This window comes from Thermotoga sp. 38H-to (assembly GCF_011057665.1).
In the GTDB taxonomy this organism is placed as follows: domain Bacteria; phylum Thermotogota; class Thermotogae; order Thermotogales; family Thermotogaceae; genus Thermotoga.
This window is the reverse complement of the sequence record NZ_LNFZ01000003.1, coordinates 235,269-257,585: the sequence shown is the minus strand read 5'-3', so window position 1 is coordinate 257,585 and position 22,317 is coordinate 235,269. Positions and strand designations below refer to the sequence as shown.

The following is a 22,317-nucleotide window of genomic DNA, read 5'->3' as shown; positions in this document are numbered from 1 at the left end:
AGTGTGGACACCATTGTCGCTGTAGCCACTCCCCACGGAAAAGGGGCAATCGCGATTCTCAGGTTGAGCGGTCCAGATAGCTGGAAGGTCGTTCAGAAACACCTTCGAACACGATCGAAAATCATTCCACGAAGGGCAATCCACGGATGGATCCATGAAAACGGAGAGGATGTGGATGAGGTAGTAGTCATTTTCTATAAATCACCGAAGAGCTACACAGGAGAGGACATGGTAGAGGTGATGTGTCACGGTGGACCGCTCGTGGTAAAGAAGATGTTGGATCTCTTCTTAAGATCTGGCACACGAATGGCCGAACCCGGCGAATTCACAAAACGGGCTTTCTTAAATGGAAAAATGGATCTCACTTCGGCGGAGGCTGTAAGAGACCTCATAGAAGCGAAAAGTGAAACCGGTTTGAAACTCTCCTTGAGAAATCTCAAGGGAGGATTGAGGGGTTTCATTGAGAATCTAAGAAGAGACCTCATAGAAATTCTTGCTGAGATACGGGTAGAACTGGATTATCCAGATGAAATAGAGACGGACACGGGCGGAGTGGTGACCAAACTGGAGCAAATAAAAGAAGAACTCACAGAAGAACTGAGAAAAGCAGATGCGGGTATTCTTCTCAACAGAGGGCTCAGGATGGTTATCGTGGGAAAGCCCAACGTGGGGAAATCCACTCTTCTGAATAGACTTTTGAACGAGGACAGGGCTATCGTCACAGATATACCCGGAACAACGAGGGATGTTATCAGCGAAGAAATCGTCATAAAAGGAATACTTTTCAGGATAGTCGACACAGCGGGTGTGAGATCGGAAACAAACGATCTGGTCGAGAGACTGGGAATAGAGAGGACTCTTCAGGAGGTAGAGAAAGCCGACATAGTACTGTTTGTGCTCGACGCATCTTCACCTCTCGATGAAGAAGACAGAAAAATCCTTGAAAGGATAAAGAACAAACGCTATCTTGTGGTGATAAACAAAGTGGATGTGGTGGAGAAGATAAACGAGGAGGAGATAAAGAACAAACTCGGAACAGACAGACACATGGTGAAGATATCTGCCCTGAAAGGAGAAGGACTCGAAAAACTGGAGGAAGCCATCTACAGAGAAACTCAGGAGATCTTTGAAAGAGGTTCTGATTCTCTCATCACAAACCTTCGACAGAAGCAGTTGCTTGAAAACGTTAAAGCACACTTAGAGGACGCCATAAGATCTTTGAAGGAAGGAATGCCAGTTGATATGGCTTCTATAGATCTGGAGAGAGCCCTCAATCTTCTCGATGAAGTGACGGGAAGGAGCTTCAGAGAAGACCTGCTGGATACCATATTCTCCAACTTCTGTGTTGGAAAATAAATGAGGGGAAGGGTTTCCCCTTCCCCTATCACTTGACCTTCTCTTTGAGAGCTTTTCCAGGTTTGAACTTCGGAACCTTTCTCTCGGGAATGGTGATGGGTTTTCTTGTCTGAGGATTCACGCCTTTTCTTGCGGCGGCTTTTCTCACTTCGAAGCTTCCGAATCCAACGATCTGAACCTTTTCACCCTTCGCGAGAGCTTCTGTGATCGTTTCGAGGATGGTGTCGAGAATCACTCTTACATCCTTCTTCTTCGCACCTGCTTTCTTCGCCACTCTGTCGATGAGTTCCTTTTTGTTCATGAAACCCCCTCCTTTCTAGGGTTGTAAAGCGTTCTTCTCACTGCTTGTAAATATACCATTTTACAGCGGGGTGTTGCAAGTCCCTTTAGAAAAGCACTTCGAAGTCTGGAAGTTCTAAAACACCCATAAAAAGCGGAATTTCGAAAAATAGGACAAAATTTAGAATCAGTTACAGAAAATTTACAAAGCATCCAGGACTCTTCGTGCTATTTCACTACTACCAACAATCCTTGCTATTTCCTCCAGGGAGGCAGAACGAATATTCTCCAGAGAACCAAAGTGTTCGATGAGCTTTTTCTTTCTGATGGGACCTATCCCAGGCACACTATCAAGGACGGACTTGAGTGTTTCTTTCTCTCTTCGTTTTCTGTGGTAACTCACAGCGAATCTGTGCGTTTCATCTCTTATCTGAACAAGGAGCCTCAAAACTGGGTGATCGTGTGGAAGGTGTATTTCTCTGTTTTCAAAGACAACGGTCTCTTCTTTCTTCGCGAGGCCAACGACAGGGCAGTCCTTTCCTGTTTCCTTCAACGCTTCGATAGCGGCGTTTACTTGACCTATTCCACCATCCACGAACAGAAGATTTGGAAGAGGGTGTTTCGAATATCTTCTTTTCACGACCGTTCTTATCGATTCGTAATCATCGGGATGATCCTGTTCAATCTTGTAACGTCTGTAATCGCTCTTTTTGGGAAATCCATCCTCGAACACCACCAGAGAAGCCACGGTGTGTTTTCCCTGAAGATGAGAAACATCGATCCCTTCTATCCTGTACGGGAAATCTTTCAAATTCAGAAGCTTCATCAATTCTTCGAGCGCTTCCTTCTTCAGCCCTCTCATTTTCAACTCGTTTTCCAGGTTCTTCTTTGCTTTCTCGAGAAGATCCGCTTCTGTGGTGGAACGTGGTGGACCCACATACTCAAAACCGAGAGAAGAGTAATCCATTTCGTCCAGATTACTCTCCAGAATGAGATTTTTCGGTATATCACCTCTTCCGGATACGTAGTATTCTCTGATGAAATCTTCCACACTTCCCCCTTCCATTTCAAAGGAGATCTTTCCTACGAGATAACCATTTCTGACCCTCAAAACGACGAACAGGTCGTGTGCGTGGACCAAAACGTCACAGTTGATGTTTTCTTCAAAAACCACACCCTGAGATTCCAGAACATTCGACAGATTCAAAAGAAGATCCCTGTACTTTGCAGCGTTCTCGAAATCGAGCATTTTACTGTGAGTCTCCATCTTTTCTTTCAAATAATCGAAGACTTCTCCCATGTTCCCAGAGAGAAACTCTTTCAGCCTTCTTATCGCCTCTTCATGCGATTCTACGTTTCCAATGCACGGACCGGTACACCTGCCAAGATGGTAAAGGAAACAGGGCCTCTTTATCCTTCTCAAATCGGATTTGCAAGTTCTGAAGCCCATTATCTTCTGAAGGATTTCCAGTAGATTTTTTACGAATTGAACGCTGGTGTAGGGGCCAAAGTACGTTCCCTCCTTTGATCTTCTCTTCACGATTTCAACGTACGGTATCTCATCATCGGATATCCTGATGTAAGGATAGAAATCCGTGTCTTTGAGACGAACGTTGTACTTCGGCCTGTACTTTTTTATGAGATTTGCCTCGAGTATGAACGCTTCCCTTTCGTTCATCACAACGATCGTTTCCAGTTCGTCCGCTTCTTCGATGATTCTGAACACTTTCTCCGTCTGGGGATTGAGGTAACTCCTCAATCTGTTGGACAATATCTTTGCTTTTCCTATGTAGATGGGAACACCTTTGTCCTTGAAGATGTAAACACCAGGCTCTTCAGGAGCGAGGAGTATTTTCTTTCTTATTCTCTCCTTCAAAAACCTTCTTCACCTCCTCTTCACTCAAAAATCTGTACTCTCCGGGTTTCATATCATCGGGTAGAACGAGTTCACCGATTCTTGTTCTCTTCAAGTGCACTGTTCTTAGACCCACAGCAGCCGTCATCCGTTTGACCTGATGATACCTACCCTCCGTTATAACTATCTTCAACGTGTCGTTCGACAGTTTCTCCACACATTTCGCTTTCGCGAAAAAACCGTCCCTCAAAGTCACACCATTTTTCAACTTTTCTATCTTGTCTTCTGTGATTTCTCCTTCTACCTTCACGATGTACTCTTTTTCTACAGACCATTTCGGCGAAGTCACGCGATGAGCGAAATCACCATCGTTCGTTATTATCAGGAGACCTTCGGCGTCTTTGTCGAGTCTTCCAACGGGGAAGATTCCTTTCAATGGGGGAAGAAATTCCATGATGGTTTCCGAATGGGGATCTTTCGTGCTGGTCACGTATCCTGAAGGTTTGTGGAAGAGAATGTAAACCTTTCTGTGAAAGTTCACCGTCTCACCATCGAGTACAACAACATCGTTCTCCGACACAGAATGACCAGGATCGAGCACCACTCTCCCGTTAACGGTCACCCTGCCCTGTTTTATCAGTTTTTTCACTTCTTTTCTTGTTCCCACACCACTGTTCGAAAGATACCTGTCCAGTCTCATTGTTTCTTCTTGTCCAGGTAGATTATGAGGTTCGAAATATCGGAAGGGTTTATTCCCGGGATTCTCATAGCCTGACCGATGGATCTTGGCCTGATCTTCTTCAATTTATCCTTCGCTTCTGTGGAGAGATTTGGAACCGCGTCGTAATCTAAATCGTACGGTACCTCGTAATTTTCATACTTTTCAAAGACAGCGACCTCTTCAAACATCTTCTGGATGTATCCCTCGTATTTCACGTTTATTTCCACCTGCTCCACGACTTCTGGATCATCCATGGGGTTTGGATCCAGAAACTTCAGCGTACTGTAACTCAACTGAGGACGTTTCAAAAGATGATATAGAGAGACCGACTCTTTGAGAGGACTGGTTCCCAGAGAAGTTAAAAGATCGTTGATCCTGTCAGAAGGTTTCACAGCGACCTTCTTCAAACGTTCGATCTCTTCGTTTATTCTACGTTCAAGACTCAGTACCTTTTCGTAAAACCACTTGGGAATCAGTCCCACTCGATAACCGTACTTTGCCAGTCGCAGATGAGCGTTGTCGTGTCGGAGAAGGAGACGATACTCGGCCCTCGAAGTGAGAAGTCGATACGGTTCATCCACTCCCCTTGTTACCAGGTCGTCTATCAGAACACCAATGTAAGCCTCGGATCTCTTCAAAATGAGGGGAGACTCTCCACGGAGTTTGAGAGCAGCGTTTATACCGGCGATTATACCCTGCCCAGCCGCTTCCTCGTATCCGCTCGTCCCATTCACCTGACCTGCAAAATAGAGATTCTCCACAAGTTTTGATTCGAGTGTGGGATAGAGCTGTCTGGGATCTATATAGTCGTATTCTATCGCATAGGCAGGACGAGTGATGATAGCGTTTTCCAACCCTTTCACACTTCTTATCATCTTTATTTGTGCTTCATAGGGAAGACTCGTACTCAAACCGTTCAGGTAGTACTCTTCTGTGTCTCTTCCTTCCGGTTCCACAAAAACTTGGTGCGATTCTTTGTCTTTGAATTTGACGACCTTGTCCTCTATGGAAGGACAGTACCTTGGTCCTACTCCTTCTATGAGTTTGACCGTTCCATACAGGGGCGAAAATTCCAGATACTGTCTTATTATGCTGTGGGTCTCCGGGTTCGTTCTGGTCAGCCAGCAGGGGTAATCCTTCGGAAGCACTCTCGGTTCGTCAAAGAAGGAAAAAGCAAGGGGTTCATCCGAAGTGTCTTGCCTTTCCATGACAGAAAAGTTTATAGAGCGTTTCAACACACGAGCCGGCGTTCCTGTCTTGAATCTACCAACCTCGAATCCCAGTTCTATGAGACTCTCCGTGAGTTTTGTCGCCGGAAACTCTCCCATCCGACCTGCTGGAAACGTGGAACGACCGATGAATATCTTTCCTCTCAGAAAAGTCCCTGTTGTCACAATCACAGCCTTTCCCAGGTAGTCTATCCCGTAATTGTCTACAACCCCTTTAACCTTTCCTTTCTCCGTCAGAATCTTTTCAACGATGCCATGCCTTAGTACTATGTTCGGATTCGTTTCCAGCTTTCTTTTCATCGTTCTGCTGTACAAGATCTTGTCTATCTGAGCCCTTAAAGCCCTCACAGCGGGTCCTTTACTCACGTTCAGCATTCGTATGTTTATCATCGTCTCGTCGGTGGTTTTGGCCATCTCTCCACCAAGAGCGTCTATTTCGCGAACCACAACACCCTTTGCCGGACCACCTATGGCGGGATTGCACGGGGCCCATCCTACGGTGTCTGGATTAACCGCGAGAACAAGTACCCTGAAACCCATCCGCGCGGCCGCAAGAGCCGCCTCTATTCCTGCATGACCAGCTCCCACAACGATCACATCGTAGACACGATCGTCCTCAGGTCTCAAATCAACCACCTCACGCCAATCTGATGGGCATTACTATGTAGAGGTATCCAGAAATGTCGAGTGGATTGATCTGACAGGGGCTGGTGGAATCCACGAAGTTCATTTCTATTTCTTCAGTCTCAATGTGCTTCAAAACGTCCTCGATGAACTTCGGGTTGAAAGCGATCACGAGGTCTTCCCCCTCTTTCTGAACTTCAACTTCATCGATCACTTCTCCATAATCTGGACTTTTGCTCACGAGCCTCATGACGTTTTCTTCTATTTCGAACTTCACAGATTCGCTTCCCTTGCTGGCGATTACCATCACTCTTTTCAACGATTCCATAAGGTCCTTTCTGGAAACCACCACTTTTGTTTTGAAAGTTTCGGGGATTACTCTTTTGTAATCGGGGAATTCAGCGTCGACTACTCTCATCACCGTTTCCACGTCGTTTGTCGTCAGAGAAACTCTCCTTCCATCGTATCTCACCGTTATAGTCGGCTCCGTTGTGTTGTCCAGCACATTTTGAACTTCTTTCATGCTCTTCAAAGAGAGCAAGAAACTCGTCTCTTCCTCATTCTCTATCTGTTCCTCTGCAAGTGCGAGTCTAAACCCATCACTGGCAACCAGCCTGAGAAGATTCTTGTGGAGTTCCCAGAAGACTCCGTTCAGATTTCGCATAAATTCATCTTTGGCGGCAGCGAAGATGACCTTTTCAACCATCTCTTCGAGGAGCGAAATATCGACCTCGAAAGTTATTCCAGATTCAGCCGGCGTTATCTCAGGAAATTCATCCGCGGGCATGGTGGTAATTCTGAAAACGGTGCTTCCAGAACTTATAACAAGAACATCACCCTCTAAAGAAAGTTCTGTGATTTCATCCGGAAGAACTTTGACCAACTTTTGGATGATGTCTCCCGGTACCACGAAACGTGCTTCACCGGAGATTTCAGCGGCGTTCACGGTTGCTTTGACTCCCGTTTCAAGGTCGGTCGTACAGATGTAGAAATTTCCATCTTTCACTTCGAAAAGGAATCCGGCAAGAATGGGTTTCACAGATTTTTTAGCAAGTGCTTTTGAAGCAATGGTTATTTTGTCTCTCAATTCAAGAGTCGTAACGGTTATTTTCATCATCACACCCCCATTAGAATTTTAATATCAGCTTCAGAACCCAATAAACAGCTGCAGAAGTCGCTGCCACCGTTGGTACTATGAGAAGCCAGGATATAACGATGTTTTTCAACACACCAACGTTCACCATTTCGAGTCCTCTGGCAAAACCAACACCCGTGACAGCTCCCACCACAACGTGTGTCGTGGAGACAGGAAGACCAAGTGACGAAGCAAGCAAAACAGTCGTCGCTGTGGAAAAATCCACGGTGAATCCTCTGGAATTTGTGAGCGTCGTTATTTTCTCCCCCACCGTTTCCATCACTTTTTGCCCAAAGAAGAACACTCCCAATGAGATCCCAATTCCTCCAAGAAGAAGTGCCAGAAACGGTATCTCCACGGTTTTTGGAACAACACCCGTTGACGCAACGATCATGACCGCTGCTACAGGACCCGCAGCATTGGCGACGTCGTTGGCTCCATGGGAGAAAGAAACGTAGCAGGAAGTGAGAATCTGAGCGCGTTTGAACACGTTCTCAACCGCATCGTACACATTCTTTGTTTTGTTCACCAGTTTTCTCACAGTGAAGTGAATTCCAAAAAATGTTACAATGGAAAAAATGATACCAAGAATAAGGGATTCACTGAGAGACTGTTTGAGCGTCTTTTTTACAAAAAGAGATGTCATTGTGAAAACCGCGAGGGATATGAAAAACGGGATAGCTATAGTGGAAGATTTCTTCGGATTTTTTGTGTGGAACACTGAGAGAGAGATCAGCTTGAATATCACAAAAGAGATCAAACCGCCGAAAACAGGGGAAACAATCCAGGAAAATACTATGAATAGGAATGTTTTCCAGTTTATACCATCTACGCCCACTGCCACAAGACCGAATCCAATCATTCCTCCGACTATGGAATGAGTTGTGGAAACAGGATAACCCCAGTTGGTCGCTATAAGGATCCACAGTGAAGCTGCAATCAGTGCCGACAGCGAACCATACATTAGTTCCACCGGTTGAACTTTCTCCACTTCCACTATTCCTTTGACGATCGTTTGGGAGACATGAGAGCCGAACATAATTGCCCCAAGAAACTCGAGAAACATCGCTATAGTTGCTGCCTGTCGTACAGTTATGGCCTTTGCCCCAACGGCTGTCGCCATGGAATTCGCCACATCGTTGGCTCCTATGGAGAAAGCCATGATGAAACCAAGTATGCCAGCTACGATAAGTATTGTCACGTTATTCCCTCCTCATCTAAGGATGGAATTTATCCTCTTTGTGATATCTTTGCCCTGATCGGCGATCTTCGAAATAAGTCTTGCCACTTTGCTCAGGAACATCAGATCTATTGGATTCATACTGTTCTTGAGGGAATAGAGTTTTTTACCAAGATTTCTTGATATTGCGTCGACTTCCCTCTCCTCCATGGACACGTCAAATATTTCTCTTTCTTCCTTTTCTTTTTCAAAAGGTGAAAAATCGCTCTCCGCGAGTACGCGGAGCTGTTCGATTACTTCGGTGGTTTCTCTGATAGTATCCAGAACGTTCTCAACAAGTTCCGCAAATAAATCTTTGATATTCTTCGACACATCTTCAACCCTGTTCATATCGAGCATAATGACGATATCCCTGACAAGGTCGAGAATCTCATCTGCTTTGTGAACTATGTAAAGAAAGTCATCTTTCTCGAAGTAGGTGTACTTCATTTTGAGATACATCCTCTTCAGCTTTGACTTGATCTCATCCGACTCTCGCTCCAGAGAGATCACACGATTGAGGTGGCCTTCCCCGAATTTTCCGGCGAAGTAATCCTCGATAGCATCCTTGAGAAGTACAACAGCCGATTCGCCTCTTCTGGAAAGATTTATGAGAAGATCAATAGGAGACTCCTCCGGGAGCATTCTTTCTATAAATTTCATGCTCTCACCTCTCCCTTCAAAAAGGCGCTTTTTAAGATGATTTCAACGAGTTCCTCGAACTCGATCCCCCCCGCTTTCGCACTTGCTGGAAGATCACTGGTTTCTGTTAAACCTGGCACTGTGTTGATTTCCAGAAAGTAGAACCTACCATTGCTGAAAATACCATCCACTCTTCCAAAACCTCTGCAACCAGCTTCCACAAATGCTTTGAGGGCTGTTTCCTTGACGAGTCGTTCTTCCGAAGGATTCAAAGGAGCAGGAAGAATAAACTCAGTTTCACCTTTCGTGTACTTCGCAACGTAGTCGTAGAACCGACGCTTCGGTCGCAACTCAAGAATGGGAAGGACCTCGAAACCTTTTTCTGTCTCTAAAATAGACACGGTCATCTCCCTGCCGGGGATGTACTCTTGAACAATAACACTTCCATATTGTGGTAAATCTTCTTTGATTGCGTGTTGAAACTCCTCATCTGATTCACAAATGAACACTCCTATACTTGAACCCTCCCTCCTCGGTTTTACCACACAGGGATACCCGAGGGGAGAAGTTTCCATGAATTCCCTGATCTCTATGAAATCAGGTATCTCGACGATGTCTTTTAAAAACCTGTAAGTTGCTAGTTTATCAAAGCAAATCATACTTGAAAACGCATCGGACCCGGTGTATCTAATTCCCAAAAAATCCAGAATTGCTTGAAGCGTTCCATCCTCACCAAAAGTTCCATGGAGAACATTGAAGACCACATCAAAACTTTTTAACTGATCCACTTCTTTGAGAAAATCCTCTTTAACATCAAAAACGGTGTATTCATACCCAAGTTTTTCAAGAGCTTTTTTTACCCTTTCTCCGCTTCTCAGGGAGATTTCTCTTTCCCTTGATACTCCTCCCATCAGGAGAGCCACTCTCACTGTCTTTCCTCCCCAGGAATATCTTTCCATCGTCTATGACCGCAATTTCGTCGTTCCTCACACTTCTGGTGCTACCACACTCACATTTCAAATAGAAGCCGTATTTCCCAAAAGAGAGTCTCATTTCTTTTCCACACGAACATTTCTGGTTCGTTGGAAAATCGATCACAATCCTGTCGTTCCTATCGAACACACTGGAAAAGGATTGATAAAACTCTTGCAAGACGATCTTGTCTGTCTTCTTGCCCTGTTCGACTTCATCGAGATCCTTCTCCATTTCAGCCGTGAAAGAAACGCTAACAACGTCGGAGTACTTTTTCTCCAGATAATCCATGACAACACTTCCAACGACAGTAGGATAGAGATAACCTCTGATCTTCTTTATGTAACCCCTATTCAACAGGAGCTTTATCGTGGATGCGTAGGTGCTGGGACGACCTATACCAAGCCTTTCCATTTCCTTCACGAGTGAACCTTCAGTGTACCTTGGTTTTGGTTTGGTTTCCTGTTCTTCTATTTCTACAACCACCGGTTTCACAGATTCTCCTTCTTCGAAAGGAAACTCCCCTGTGTTTCTTTCCGTCGTCCACACCTTTTCGTATCCATCGAAAATCTTTTTCAACACCGTTCCTTTGAATCTGTACTTTCCGTCTTTTGTTCTCAGGACAAAGCGAGTTTCTTCGTATTGAGAAGGCTTCATCTGAGAAGCGAGAAATCTCTTCCATATCAACTCGTAGAGTTTTTTCTGGTCAGGATTCAGGTATTTCCCCGCTTCCTCGGGTGTCATGAAAACGTTCGTGGGACGAATCGCTTCGTGCGCATCCTGTATTTTTGTGTTGCTTTTTCTCTTTGCTCCTTTCGAACCAACATAATCCTCTCCAAAGACTTCTGTTATCAGATTCCTGGCTTCCTCTTTCGCGTAATCCGATACACGCGTTGAATCTGTTCTCATATAGGTTATGAACGCGATGTGTCCATCTTTCGTTTCTACACCTTCATACAACTGCTGGGCGATCATCATGGTTTTGGAAACGGAGAAACCCAGTTTGGAATACGCCTCCTGCTGGAGGGTACTGGTTTTGAAGGGTTCTGGAGGTGAAAAGTTTTTCAAAGAAACCTCTTTCTCCTCTACGACGAGTTCGTCTATACTCTTGATCTCTTTCAACGTTTCAGAGTCGAAAAACTTCTTTTCTTTCACATCTATTTCTGCCGTGAGACCATCGAATTTGACGGTGATCTTGTGGTACTTCTTTGGTACAAACCTGAGGATTTCTCTCTCTCTATCACAAACGAGCTTCAGTGTAGCCGATTGGACCCTGCCAGCGCTCAGGTTGGTTTTAAAATTTCTCCAGAGTACCGGACTCAGAGAATAACCAACGATCCTATCCAGAATTCTCCTTGCAAGCTGTGCTCGAACTTTCTTCATGTCAATTTCTCGAGGATTTTTAACGGCTTCTCTTATCACGCGAGGAGTGATCTCAGAGAACACGATTCTGTTCTTCTTCCCAAGAGTGTTCGTCACTCTGGCTATGTGCCAGGCTATAGCTTCTCCTTCCCTATCCATATCAGAAGCGATGAGCAGTTCTCCCTTTTTTGCAAGATCTTTCAGCTTTTCGACCACCTTTTCTTTTCCTTTTATTACCACGAATTCCGGTTCGAAATCCTTTTCCAGATCTATCCCAAATTTACTTTTGGGAAGATCTATGATATGACCCATCGAAGCGAAGACTTCGTATTCGTTTCCAAGAATACTCTTGATCGTCTTCGCCTTGGCAGGAGACTCAACGACGATGTATTTCTTCACTTTCCTATTCATCAGTTACTTCACCTCTTAAAAAGATTCTCCTTCCCAGATTCTTATCGTACTCTGTCCATCCCTGATCCGTTTCGGAACTTTCAATAACCTCAATGAATCGAGCTATCTTGGAATCCAAGTTCTCAACGTGGTGAACTATTAAAGCCTCTATCGTTTTTGGAACCACGGGTGATCCCCACTCGAGTTCTCCATGGTGAGAAAGGATTATGTGCTCCAACTCGAGGATCTTGTGTTCTGGAATAGACAACTTTTTCCCCATTTCCCTGATCATAGCCGCCCCTATCGCTATATGACCCTTCAACTCCCCTTCAGTGGTCACTTCGATCCCGGATTCTGTGATCTTGTACTCTTCCACCTTCCCAACATCATGAAGAAGGGCTCCAGTTATGAGAAGATCTCTGTCGAGAGAGTAATATTTGCTGATCTCTCTGCAGATCTCAGCGACCGTGACACTGTGTTCCAGAAGACCGCCTATGTAGGCGTGATGAACTCTCATACCCGCCGGTGATCTGAAGAATTTTTCAGAGAACTCTTTATCTTCAAAGAAAGCCTTCAAGAGTTTTTTGTAGTGCTGATCTTTTACTTGATCCAAAAGAACAAAAAGTTTTTTCTTCAAAACCTCCAGGTCTTTTTTCGACTGTGCAACGAATTTCGTGTAATCGTATTCGTCGTCCTTCAAAATCTTTATGGCGCCGTAATCGTTATCCAGGTTTATCTGTATTCTGTTCTCAAAAAATACCACTCTGCCTTTCACCCTGACGACGGTCCCTTCTTTCAAGCGTTGATCGTTGAGCTCAGCATTGTACCAGTCCACAGCCCTGACGGTTCCCGTCCTGTCTTCCAGCGTCATGATCAGGAATTTCTTACTATCTTTTGTTTCCTGGAGTTTTTTACTCCTAACCTTCAGGATGATTTCAACGTTGTCGTTGATATGACTCTTCAAATCCTGAACAAACAGTTCCTGTTTTAACAGATCTCTTGGCATCAAATCACCGAGCTTCAAAACAACCACTTCCCTTCTCGTCAATCAATTTCTTCAAAAGTTCAAAATCCTCCACGGGATGAGAGAAAACACGACGTGTTCCATCATTCAAATAGAAAACAATCGACATCCCGTACCTTTCAACTCTCTCAATCGAAGAAAAATCAAAAGATTTCCTCTCCAGAACCACTCTGTTTTTTTCTACATCGATCACTATCTCTTTCTTGAAGAGAGTGAGCACCCATACACCAAAGATTATATCCAAAATCAGGAAGAAAATCCTCAAAATCAAGTGGAGAGGTTTATAAAAAAGGAAAATTGTGAGGTCAAAGCTCACAACCCATAGCAGAACCATGATGAACTTATACCAAAAAGGAACCCTGAACCTTACTATGACCATAAATAATGCGGGCCAACAGCCCGCTCACACCTCCGAAACTTGTCCAACGTACTTTTTCACTTTCCCAGACTTCAAACAGGATGTACAGACTCTCATCCTTTTAATCGTTCCATCTGGAAGCACTACTCTTACCCTCTGAAGATTGGGTCTGAACCATCTTCCTGACTTCTTGTCCGAGTGACTAACGGTGTTTCCGGATCTGGGAGCCTTTCCACACACTTCACATCTCTTTGCCATGATCATGCCCTCCCATGAGTCTGATTTCTCTCTCCAAGAGTATACCATAACTATCTCGAATACTTCATGTATTCTCTGATCTTTCTTTCCATCTCCTTCTTTTTTATCGCCTCTCTCTTATCGTATTTCTTTCTTCCTCGAGCAACGGCTATTTCCACTTTTGCGATCCCGCGATCGTTGAAGTATATCTTCAGTGGAACTATCGTTACTCCCTCTTCCTGCACTTTACCCATGAGTCTCTTCAGTTCCCTTTTGTGAAGAAGCAGTTTTCTCGGCCTTTCAGGATCGTGGTTGTAAACTCCTCCGTGGCTGTAAGGTGGAATGTGTAAATTCAAAAGGTAAAGCTCTCCGTTCTTGAACCGACAGAAAGAATCCTTGAAATTGACAGAACCGTTCCTCAGGGATTTCACTTCTGTTCCTGTGAGAACGATCCCCGCTTCGTAAGTTTCCAGGATCTCGTAGTCCGTGTAGGCTTTTTTGTTCGTAGCGACAACCTTCACCATCTCACCCCAGCCAGATAGCTTCAAAATGGTCTATTCTTTCAGGGGTCACCCTCACAAAATCAACCCGCGCCGGCCCATTCAACTTGTTCTGGATCATGTAAAATCTCGCTGCTCGTTCCAAGTTTCTCACTTTTCTGAGATCTATTCTTTCAAGAGGATCCACTTTTCCATTTCCGCTTTTGACTTCCACGAAAACTATCTCTTTCCCATCGCGCGCTATTATATCTATCTCACCATACTTTGTTCTGTAGTTTCTTTCAAGAATTTTGTAACCTTTTTTCCTCAAAAATTTACACGCGAGTTCTTCTGCTTCCTTCCAGTCCATCATCTGTGGATTCCGGGGACTTTTATGTGACCATCTTTTTCTTCAGGGAAGTTCTTCTTTATGAGGTCCCGCATTTCAAAGAACCTCGGATCTCCTTTTCTGAGTTTAGCGCTGTCCTCAACGGGTGTGTACATCGGCTCCACACCCTCTACGTCGACTTCGTTGAGGAGCTCCACGTAATCGAGTATCTCCTGAAAATCTTTCATCAGACTTTCTCTCTGATCTTCAGAGAGTTCCAATCTTGCAAGATTTTCAAGATGAAGCACCAGGTCTTTTGTAACCTTTATCATTTTTCAAAACCCCCTTCAGGTCATCTTTTGAAACCCCAGAAGCTTTTATGTTTTCACTCTTGAGTTCTTCGTAGAGTTCCTCACGAAGAATCTTCACATATCTGGGTGCCTCTATACCAATTTTAACAGAATTTCCTTCTATCTTCAGGACAGTTATCACTATGTCCTCGCCGATCATGATCTTTTCCCCTACTCTTCTGGTGAGAACCAACACGTTATCACCCCAGCAATCTGTATGCACCACCGTCGAACCAGATCATTCCCATCAGTTCCATTTCCGAAATTACCCTGAGGACTTCCGAAACGTTCCATCCCAACTCTTCAACAAGATCATCGACAGTTCTTGGAGAAATTCTCAACAGATCGTAGATTTTCTTTTTGTCGTCATCGAGCGATGGAGAAACGCTTTTTCTGATTCCAAAATGGATTTCAAGATCCTCCTCGTCGGTGAGGGGATAGGCACCCGACTTTATCAAATAGTTTGTACCTTCGCTGGTCTTCCTATCTATATCACCGGGAACGGCAAACACATCGCGACCGCTCTCCAGGGCGAACTTCACCGTTATGAGTGCACCACTTTTGAGGGGAGCCTCTGTGACGATTATCACATCCGAAAGACCTGCTATGATTCGATTTCTCGCTGGAAAATGATGTTTTCGAGCGTGAGTTCCCATTGGATACTCACTGACAACACACCCGTTTCTCACAATCTCGTAGAAGAGCCGTTCGTTCGACCGTGGATAAAAGACATCCACTCCTGTACCGAGAACCGCCACCGTTTTTCCTCCAGAACTCAGAGCTTCCCTGTGTGCAACAGAATCTATTCCGAGCGCCATACCGGAGACGATCACAAAGTACTCACTCAGAAGTTTAACGAAACGCTTTGTAACATTCACCCCGTAACCTGTGGGTCTCCTTGTTCCTACAACTCCCACACATTTTTCTTTCAAGAGTTCCGTGTTGCCCCTCACAAAAAGAACAGCAGGTGGATACCTGATCTCCCTCAAGTGCTGAGGGTAGTCATCGTCCCAGAAAGAAACGAGCTTTACATCGTGTTTCCTTATCAGTGCCTCTTGCCTTTCTATCTCTTCTTTTCCACACTTTTCCTGGAACTTTCTCGTCCTTTTTGGATCCGCGTTTTTCAAAAATTTTTCAAGGGGTAATTCCGGTTCCAATTCTTGGAGATGGAACCCACCGTGATGAACAAGCAGAGCCATCTCAAGAGGAGACATTCTTGTACTCCTCGAGGATCTTCTTTATCTTCTCTTCGACGCCCTGAGGTCTTCCGGGGAGGCACCTGTTCGTTTCTGCCTGACCTTTCACGATCGCCTTCGCGTAAGCCTCACAACCGGCAAAACCGCACGCACCACAGTTTATTCCAGGAAGAACCCCTGTTATCATCTTCACACGTGGATCTTCTTCCACCTTGAATTTCTGCGCAGAATAGGCAAGAAAAGCCCCGAATCCAAAACCCAGAACGGCGAGCAAGAGCGTCGAGTAGATGACTTCCAACTCCTTCACCTCCTCACAACTTCACCATGCCCTGGAATCCCATGAAAGCCAGTGAAAGAAGTCCCGCGGTGATGAGAGCTATGGCGGTTCCCTTGAAAGGTTCCGGCAGGTCGTAGAGATCCATTTTTTCCCTTATTCCGGCGAATATCACAAGAGCAAGGGCGAACCCAAGGCCAGATCCCAGTGCATGGAAGACCGCCTCAACAAAGTTGAGCTTCATGAGACTGTTCAAAAGCACCATACCGAGGATCGCACAGTTCGTGGTAATGAGGGGCAAGAAAATACCAAGCGCTTCGTAGAGGTCCGGACTGGTTTTCTTCAAAAACAACTCAACGAACTGGACGAAAGAAGCGATTACGAGTATGAAGACGATCGTTTTCAGAAATTCAAGCCCCGTGGAGATAAGGAGTTTGTCCAGAAACCAGCTGATGGCAGCAGAAACCGTCATAACGAACGTAACGGCTATACCCATCCCTGTCGCCGTTTCCAACCTTTTGGAGACCCCCAGGAAGGGACAAATTCCGAGAAACCTTGCCAGAACGAAGTTGTTCACGAATATGGCAGAGAAGAAAAGCAGAAACACCTTCATTTCGCTTCACCTCTCTTCTTTCTCCTGATGCCGATGTAGGTGAAGAGTGCAGAGAGGAGACCGAGTGTTATGTAGGCCCCTGGTGGAAGAATTTCGAGGAATATTTTCAACTCCCACACTCTGTAACCGAAAATCGTACCGTTACCGAAGAATTCTCTGATGCTTCCAAGAAGAACCAGTGAACCCGTGAAACCGAGACCCACTCCCAGGCCATCGAGCATAGAATCCAAAACTCCATGTTTAGAAGCGAACGATTCCGCCCTTCCCATTATGATACAGTTCACCACTATGAGAGGAATGAAGAGGCCCAGAGTCTTCCACAGATCGTAGGCAAAGCCGTGCATGAGTAGATCTATCATGGTAACGAAAGACGCGATAACAACGATGAATATTGGGATCCTGATCTTATCGGGAACGATCTTTCTTATCAACGAAATGACCACGTTCGACATGGTGAGAACGGCCGTCGTAGCGAGCCCCATCCCCAAACCGTTGATGGCACTCGTGGTAACGGCGAGTGTGGGACACATCCCGAGAACCTGAACATAAGTGGGATTTTCTTTTATGATTCCCTTCGTGAACTCTCTCAAGCGACTCATTTCGACACCTCCTCGAGGTACCTGTACATGAGGTTCAAAGCGGTCACCACGGCCCTTGGTGTGATCGTTGCTCCCGTCATTACATCGCTTACCTTCACAACACCCTGTTTTTTCAACTCCTCAGAAGAACCCTTTGGAAGTCCCGCATCTTTGTCGACTTTCAGACCGTTTTTCAGTCCTTCCGGTGGAACCGGAAAGAAACGTCTCTGGATGTTTTCTTCTCCTATCTTTGCACCGAGCCCGGGCGTCTCCTGAGAATAATCTATTACTCGCACGGAATTGAGCATGAATCCATCTTCCGTTTTTATGAAACATGCCACAACGGTCACGTTTCCTCCAAAACCGGGTGCGTATCCAGACAGAACGTACGCATTTCTGCCATCCTTCGTCACGAATTCGTACATGGGGCCAAGAACTACCCCTTCTTTGTACTCTTTCAGAACAACTGTTTCTATGCCCGTTTTTTTGACGACTTCCTCGATTTCTTTTTCATCCACCAGATAATCTCCCGTGAGGGGATCTTTCAGGACGAATTTGATGGCGCTCAACTTTGCCGCGTTATCCGCTTCCTGAATCTTTCCCTTGACTCCCACATACACGAATCCAAGAAAAAGACCAGAAATAGCTGTGAAAACCATGAGGATCAATCCTGTCTTCAGGATATCTTTCATCCTTTCACCTCACCGAAGATGCGTGGTCTGGTGTACCTGTCTATCAGGGGAACCAGCGCGTTCATGAAAAGGATTGAAAATGAAACACCCTCAGGATACGCTCCAAAGAGTCTTATGGCCATCGTGAGAACGCCACATCCAATCCCGAAGATCACCTGTCCCTTCTCGGTGATGGGACTCGTCACCATATCAGTGGCCATGAAGAGTGCACCGAGCATGAGACCACCACTCAAAAGGTGAAAGAGCGGATCACCGTACTTTGGATTCATTAGATAAGCTATCGAAGAAAACACAAGAACCGTTCCTATATAGGAGGCGGGAATGAATATCTTCACTCTCTTTTTCAAAAGAAGATAAATGAAACCAATTATGAGAAGAAGTGCACTCGTTTCACCTAAGGATCCTCCAACCTTACCTATGAACAGATCCCAATAGGAAGTGAAAACGCCCTGTTCTTTGAAAAGAGCGAGGGGGGTTGCCGCCGTTACCACATCCACTGGAGATTTCCAGAATCCTGCCCCAGGTACAACCCAGGTGGTCATGTAAGTAGGAAAAGAAATCAGCAAAAACGCTCTTCCAACAAGCGCAGGGTTGAAGATGTTCTGACCGAGCCCTCCAAACACGTGTTTCCCGATCCCCAGGGCAAATACAAGTCCCAGCAAAAAAGCCCAGAAAGGAAGCCTTGTGCTCACGTTCATCGCCAGAAGCAGTCCTGTCACTGCCCCACTCCCGTCTGGAACAAAATCCTTCACTCCTCTCAGGTATCTCATAACGAATATATCGAAGAGTTCCCCTGTCACCGCTCCTGCGATACAGAGAAAGAGCGCGTACCACCCGAAGAAATAAGCCGCTCCAATAACTGCTGGTGAAAGGGCTATGAGCACATCCAGCATGATCTTTCTCACGTCATCCTCTTCCCGAAGATGAGGAGCGTAAGTGCTCATCAACTTCATTTCTTACCCCTCCTTGTAGCACGATACACTGTTTTTGCCAGTTTTATGTATCTTACGTGTTCTATCTTCGATGGACAGGTGTAGGTACACGAGCCACACTCTATACAGTCCATCAAGCCGTTTTCCACAGCTTCATCGTACTTTCTCTTCGTGGAAAGGAGATAGAGAAGATAAGGCTGGAGGTTCATCGGACAAACTTGAACACATTCACTGCATCTGATACATGGTTTCTGAGGCTGAGGCTTCTTTGGAAGAAACGCGGTTATTCCAGAGGTTCCTTTCATAACAGGGACGTCCAGATTTGTGATGGATATTCCCATCATGGGACCACCGAGGATGACACGTTCCGTGTTTTCATCTATTCCGCCACAGTAATCAATAACGTCCTTCACGGGTGTTCCTATTCTGACGATCAGATTCCTTGGATTTTTCACAGCATCACCGCTGACTGTCACGCCTCTTTCTACGAGTGGTTTTCCGTCGACAACCGCTTCCTTCACAGCAACACAGGTACCGACGTTCTGAACCACCACCCCGACATCCATTGGAAGGCCTCCCCTCGGTACCACCCTTCCAGTTATCGCGTATATGAGCTGCTTTTCTGCACCCTGTGGATATTTGGTCTTGAGAAGAGCAACATCGACGGGATATCCCTTGAAAACCTTTTTTAAATTGTGATATGCATCTATTTTGTTGCTTTCTACACCGACTATGGCTTTTTGAACTCCCAGAACTTTCATCATTATCAGAATTCCCTGGAGGATATCCTCTGCTCTTTCTAGCATGAGCCTGTGATCTATCGTGAGAACGGGTTCACACTCCGCCCCGTTGATGATCAAGGTGTCCACTTTTTTCTCGGGAGGAGGTGAGAGTTTAACGTGGGTAGGAAACATCGCTCCACCCAGGCCCACGATTCCCGCTTTTTTGATGACTTCCAGGACTTCCTCTTTCGACATACGTTCGAAATCCCCAGTTTCTATGTAGACCCACTCATCGTCAGAGGTTCTTTCTATAACGATCGCTTCGATGGGCTTTCCAAGGATTGGATGCAGGATCTTATTTATCTCGAGCACTTTTCCCGTCACAGGAGAGTGCAGATAAGCGGAAATGAAACCCTCAGGTTCACCTATGACCTGACCTGTTTTTACCTCGTCACCGGGAGAAACCACGGGTTTCGCTGGATTTCCCGCGTGGTTGGAGAGAAAGACGAAGACCTTCTGTGGTAATGGTACCCTTTCAATAGGCTTATCCTTCGACCATTCCTTCATTTCTGGAGGATGTACTCCTCCCTTGAAAGTGAGCACGGTTTCACCTCCAGTGAACGTTGTAAATGGGACCTCTTGGACTTTCGTTGTAGTAAGGACGTGTGCAGTGAGGACATCCACGAGTTTTTAAAGCTTCCTCTGGAAACTCGTCGCTCCATTCGACGTCGATAATTTTACCATTTGAGTCGAAAATTATGTTCTCTGGCTTTATCAAGTTTTTCTCGAGCAGGTAAGTTACCAGCTGGATTTTTCTGTAACGCTCGAGGGAAGGTCTTTCTCTGTTTTCAAACGCCGTTCCCCTGATTGGTGTAAAAGCAAACAGAGAAACCACGATGTTTCTTTCCTTTGCCCACACCGTGAAATCAACAATGTCTTTATCACTTTCACCCAATCCAACTATCACATGTGTCGTGATTTTTCCGGGAAACATTTCTGCTGCTTTCTCGAGAATATGGAGATGTCTCTCGTATTTTCCTCCTCTGATTTTTTCAAAGAGAGTTTCGTTGGGAACATCCACAGCGATATCCACTCTGTCGGCTCCCAGTTTGAAATACTCTGTAACCTCCTCCACACTGATAGCTCTGACGCTCACCGAAACCGGTATTCGAAACCTCGGAATGATCGATCTGAGGTCTTCTCTGTACCCAGCATAAGAAACAACTTGGATACAGATCCTCTTGAAACAATCGTTCAATTTGTTGAGCAGATCTTCTGAAATCTCCTTCCAGGTGACCCTGGAGAGAAAATGAGACGGGCTTGTGGAAGAGCGTGACTGAGCACAGTACAGACAGTTGTAAACGCACCTTTCCCCAAGCATGAAATAAGCGGTGTCCATTTCTAAAGACGATTTTCCATTCACTTTCTGAATCGTTCCGTAAGATGCTCTGAGTATCATTTCTCCACCTCAAACTCGTATTCTCTTTCTTGGTTTCTCAGGTGAACCTTGCTCCCTTCCACACTGATCTCGAAGCCGTTCAAGAACTCAGGAATCGGCTGTTTTGCTTCCAACCTCATGAACACACCATCCGCGGTTCTCTCGGCCACTCCTTTTTCTCTGTAAAGCAAAAAGATCCTCCTTGCGTGAATGGAAACACTGCAAACCGTGAAAAAGACCATTGTAACGATGAAAAGAGCGAAAAGAACCTCTATGACAAGAGATCCTAACTGAAAAGAAGATAAGAGAGTATTAGAAGAATTCCCATGACGAGAAGCGCTAGTACGAAAGCCAGAAGAAAATCTGAACTCGCCGCTTTCTGAACGGGTTGAGGAGATTTTCTCAGTTTCAATTTCTCCTGGTTTGATTCTTCCCCCTCCCTGAGCATCTCTCCTATTTTTTCCATCCACTCTTCATCGGAAATCTTCACTCTGCTTTCACCACGTTTTATCTTCAGATTCGGGGATACTATGGCCTTTCCAATTATCCCTTCTTCAAATTCCACTTTCAAAAGATAAAGATTTCCTTCTCTGGTCTTTACAACCTCTTTCGAGAGGATCTTCCCAGGAAGACTCGCCACATTTTCCGTTCCGAACTTTTCCTTCAGAAACCTTTTGAACTTCTCCGAAAATTCTTCGTTTCCGTAGTTCAGGATAACAAAATCTATCTTCTTTTCTACCTCTATCTCTCTTATGGTCACACCGTTCAAAGGATCAAGAACTGGGAACACTTCTGGGAGATTTCTCAAATCTTCTCTCTGAAACAATTTGAAAACTTCATCAGTCGAAAGTTCTTCAAAATGTTCTTTCACCACTTCAAGAGAAACATCTTCATAGTCCAGCGGGGTTCCTACCGCTTCCACTTCCAGTTTTTCAGACCACTCCCTGAAGAGGTCGGCCATGAAGACCTTGAGTGCCTCGTGATCACCACTTTCAACGAGCCTGAAAAACTCACTCCCAACCAGTCTAAGATTCTGTTTTCTGGTTTGAATCAGCCAGAAATTGAGGAATTCATCCGTTATGACAGAAGCTTCTGAGACTTCTTTCAAGGCCAGTTCTTTTTTTGCTTTAAAATCTTCAAGGAACTCCTCAAATCCGAGATTCAGATCTACCGAATACTTTCGAACATACCGACCCGGCATCACAAAAAAATCGTACTCAGGGATCTGATTGAGTTTGCCGAGGAAATATCCCTGAACGATCTCGGATGTGAGCTTCGATGTGACCCTGAACTTCACAAAATAGAGATCCAC

At 45.2% G+C, this 22,317-nt stretch carries 27 protein-coding genes; 1 reads left to right on the top strand and 26 read right to left on the bottom strand.

Features of this window, described 5'->3' with window-relative positions:
- Window positions 1-3 precede the first annotated feature (3 nt).
- Window positions 4-1,356 (top strand): tRNA uridine-5-carboxymethylaminomethyl(34) synthesis GTPase MnmE, encoded by a 1,353-nt coding sequence (gene mnmE / locus AS158_RS07725; protein WP_012896216.1) that lies wholly within the window; start codon window positions 4-6, stop codon window positions 1,354-1,356.
- 28 nt (window positions 1,357-1,384) lie between these two features.
- On the opposite strand, the gene hup is transcribed toward mnmE, so the two are convergent.
- The 26 genes from hup to AS158_RS07595 all read right to left on the bottom strand — a co-directional run bounded on the left by hup (window position 1,385) and on the right by AS158_RS07595 (window position 22,317).
- Window positions 1,385-1,657, bottom strand: a complete 273-nt coding sequence (gene hup / locus AS158_RS07720; RefSeq protein ID WP_012896215.1) for a DNA-binding protein HU — start codon at window positions 1,655-1,657, stop codon at window positions 1,385-1,387.
- A 180-nt stretch (window positions 1,658-1,837) separates the two neighbouring features.
- Window positions 1,838-3,511: an excinuclease ABC subunit UvrC gene (gene uvrC / locus AS158_RS07715; protein ID WP_038051613.1), complete on the bottom strand. Its 1,674-nt coding sequence runs from the start codon at window positions 3,509-3,511 to the stop codon at window positions 1,838-1,840.
- Window positions 3,471-4,190: a pseudouridine synthase gene (locus AS158_RS07710; RefSeq protein WP_012896213.1), complete on the bottom strand. Its 720-nt coding sequence runs from the start codon at window positions 4,188-4,190 to the stop codon at window positions 3,471-3,473. The genes uvrC and AS158_RS07710 overlap by 41 nt, the downstream gene beginning before the upstream one ends.
- On the bottom strand, window positions 4,187-6,067 hold the full coding sequence (gene mnmG, locus AS158_RS07705; protein WP_011943271.1) for a tRNA uridine-5-carboxymethylaminomethyl(34) synthesis enzyme MnmG: 1,881 nt from the start codon (window positions 6,065-6,067) through the stop codon (window positions 4,187-4,189). The genes AS158_RS07710 and mnmG overlap by 4 nt, the downstream gene beginning before the upstream one ends.
- A gap of 10 nt (window positions 6,068-6,077) precedes the next feature.
- Window positions 6,078-7,178: a DNA polymerase III subunit beta gene (gene dnaN / locus AS158_RS07700; protein ID WP_011943272.1), complete on the bottom strand. Its 1,101-nt coding sequence runs from the start codon at window positions 7,176-7,178 to the stop codon at window positions 6,078-6,080.
- A gap of 13 nt (window positions 7,179-7,191) precedes the next feature.
- A complete protein-coding gene (locus tag AS158_RS07695) occupies window positions 7,192-8,400 on the bottom strand; it encodes an inorganic phosphate transporter (RefSeq protein ID WP_038051615.1) in 1,209 nt (402 codons plus the stop codon).
- A 12-nt stretch (window positions 8,401-8,412) separates the two neighbouring features.
- Window positions 8,413-9,081 (bottom strand): DUF47 domain-containing protein, encoded by a 669-nt coding sequence (locus AS158_RS07690; protein WP_165304804.1) that lies wholly within the window; start codon window positions 9,079-9,081, stop codon window positions 8,413-8,415.
- Complete coding sequence (locus tag AS158_RS07685; protein WP_012896211.1) at window positions 9,078-9,989, bottom strand: D-alanine--D-alanine ligase; 912 nt, start codon at window positions 9,987-9,989, stop codon at window positions 9,078-9,080. Before AS158_RS07685 ends, AS158_RS07690 begins: the two co-directional genes overlap by 4 nt.
- On the bottom strand, window positions 9,904-11,805 hold the full coding sequence (gene topA, locus AS158_RS07680; RefSeq protein WP_038051617.1) for a type I DNA topoisomerase: 1,902 nt from the start codon (window positions 11,803-11,805) through the stop codon (window positions 9,904-9,906). Before topA ends, AS158_RS07685 begins: the two co-directional genes overlap by 86 nt.
- Entirely contained in the window at window positions 11,798-12,808 is a 1,011-nt protein-coding gene (locus tag AS158_RS07675; RefSeq protein ID WP_038051620.1) for an HD domain-containing protein, read from the bottom strand. The genes topA and AS158_RS07675 overlap by 8 nt, the downstream gene beginning before the upstream one ends.
- A complete protein-coding gene (locus AS158_RS07670; protein WP_238374317.1) occupies window positions 12,795-13,052 on the bottom strand; it encodes a hypothetical protein in 258 nt (85 codons plus the stop codon). Before AS158_RS07670 ends, AS158_RS07675 begins: the two co-directional genes overlap by 14 nt.
- 159 nt (window positions 13,053-13,211) lie before the next feature.
- Entirely contained in the window at window positions 13,212-13,424 is a 213-nt protein-coding gene (rpmB, locus tag AS158_RS07665) for a 50S ribosomal protein L28 (RefSeq protein ID WP_165304803.1), read from the bottom strand.
- 50 nt (window positions 13,425-13,474) lie between these two features.
- Window positions 13,475-13,927 (bottom strand): SsrA-binding protein SmpB, encoded by a 453-nt coding sequence (gene smpB, locus AS158_RS07660; RefSeq protein WP_038051628.1) that lies wholly within the window; start codon window positions 13,925-13,927, stop codon window positions 13,475-13,477.
- A 1-nt stretch (window position 13,928) separates the two neighbouring features.
- Window positions 13,929-14,255, bottom strand: a complete 327-nt coding sequence (locus tag AS158_RS07655; protein WP_038051632.1) for a YraN family protein — start codon at window positions 14,253-14,255, stop codon at window positions 13,929-13,931.
- Entirely contained in the window at window positions 14,252-14,542 is a 291-nt protein-coding gene (gene gatC / locus AS158_RS07650) for an Asp-tRNA(Asn)/Glu-tRNA(Gln) amidotransferase subunit GatC (RefSeq protein WP_004082956.1), read from the bottom strand. The genes AS158_RS07655 and gatC overlap by 4 nt, the downstream gene beginning before the upstream one ends.
- Complete coding sequence (gene csrA, locus AS158_RS07645) at window positions 14,505-14,756, bottom strand: carbon storage regulator CsrA (protein ID WP_038051642.1); 252 nt, start codon at window positions 14,754-14,756, stop codon at window positions 14,505-14,507. Before csrA ends, gatC begins: the two co-directional genes overlap by 38 nt.
- Window positions 14,757-14,760: 4 nt before the next feature.
- The gene (gene dprA, locus AS158_RS07640) at window positions 14,761-15,774 is read right to left on the bottom strand and encodes a DNA-processing protein DprA (RefSeq protein ID WP_038051645.1); all 1,014 of its coding nucleotides are present in this window, start codon (window positions 15,772-15,774) and stop codon (window positions 14,761-14,763) included.
- Window positions 15,761-16,054, bottom strand: a complete 294-nt coding sequence (locus tag AS158_RS07635) for an RnfABCDGE type electron transport complex subunit B (protein ID WP_012896205.1) — start codon at window positions 16,052-16,054, stop codon at window positions 15,761-15,763. The genes dprA and AS158_RS07635 overlap by 14 nt, the downstream gene beginning before the upstream one ends.
- Before the next feature lie 13 nt (window positions 16,055-16,067).
- Entirely contained in the window at window positions 16,068-16,643 is a 576-nt protein-coding gene (gene rsxA / locus AS158_RS07630) for an electron transport complex subunit RsxA (protein WP_012896204.1), read from the bottom strand.
- Window positions 16,640-17,242 carry an electron transport complex subunit E gene (locus AS158_RS07625; RefSeq protein ID WP_038051649.1) on the bottom strand — a complete coding sequence of 201 codons (603 nt, stop codon included), beginning with the start codon at window positions 17,240-17,242 and terminating at the stop codon, window positions 16,640-16,642. Before AS158_RS07625 ends, rsxA begins: the two co-directional genes overlap by 4 nt.
- The gene (locus tag AS158_RS07620; RefSeq protein WP_038051653.1) at window positions 17,239-17,913 is read right to left on the bottom strand and encodes an RnfABCDGE type electron transport complex subunit G; all 675 of its coding nucleotides are present in this window, start codon (window positions 17,911-17,913) and stop codon (window positions 17,239-17,241) included. Before AS158_RS07620 ends, AS158_RS07625 begins: the two co-directional genes overlap by 4 nt.
- On the bottom strand, window positions 17,910-18,866 hold the full coding sequence (locus AS158_RS07615) for an RnfABCDGE type electron transport complex subunit D (protein ID WP_038051658.1): 957 nt from the start codon (window positions 18,864-18,866) through the stop codon (window positions 17,910-17,912). The genes AS158_RS07620 and AS158_RS07615 overlap by 4 nt, the downstream gene beginning before the upstream one ends.
- Window positions 18,863-20,170, bottom strand: coding sequence for an electron transport complex subunit RsxC (gene rsxC, locus AS158_RS07610; protein WP_038051660.1), 1,308 nt, complete (start codon window positions 20,168-20,170; stop codon window positions 18,863-18,865). Before rsxC ends, AS158_RS07615 begins: the two co-directional genes overlap by 4 nt.
- A 4-nt stretch (window positions 20,171-20,174) precedes the next feature.
- On the bottom strand, window positions 20,175-21,026 hold the full coding sequence (locus AS158_RS07605; protein WP_038051662.1) for a radical SAM protein: 852 nt from the start codon (window positions 21,024-21,026) through the stop codon (window positions 20,175-20,177).
- Window positions 21,023-21,196, bottom strand: coding sequence for a hypothetical protein (locus AS158_RS07600; protein WP_012896198.1), 174 nt, complete (start codon window positions 21,194-21,196; stop codon window positions 21,023-21,025). The genes AS158_RS07605 and AS158_RS07600 overlap by 4 nt, the downstream gene beginning before the upstream one ends.
- 95 nt (window positions 21,197-21,291) lie before the next feature.
- Window positions 21,292-22,317: a DUF4899 domain-containing protein gene (locus AS158_RS07595; protein WP_038051665.1), complete on the bottom strand. Its 1,026-nt coding sequence runs from the start codon at window positions 22,315-22,317 to the stop codon at window positions 21,292-21,294.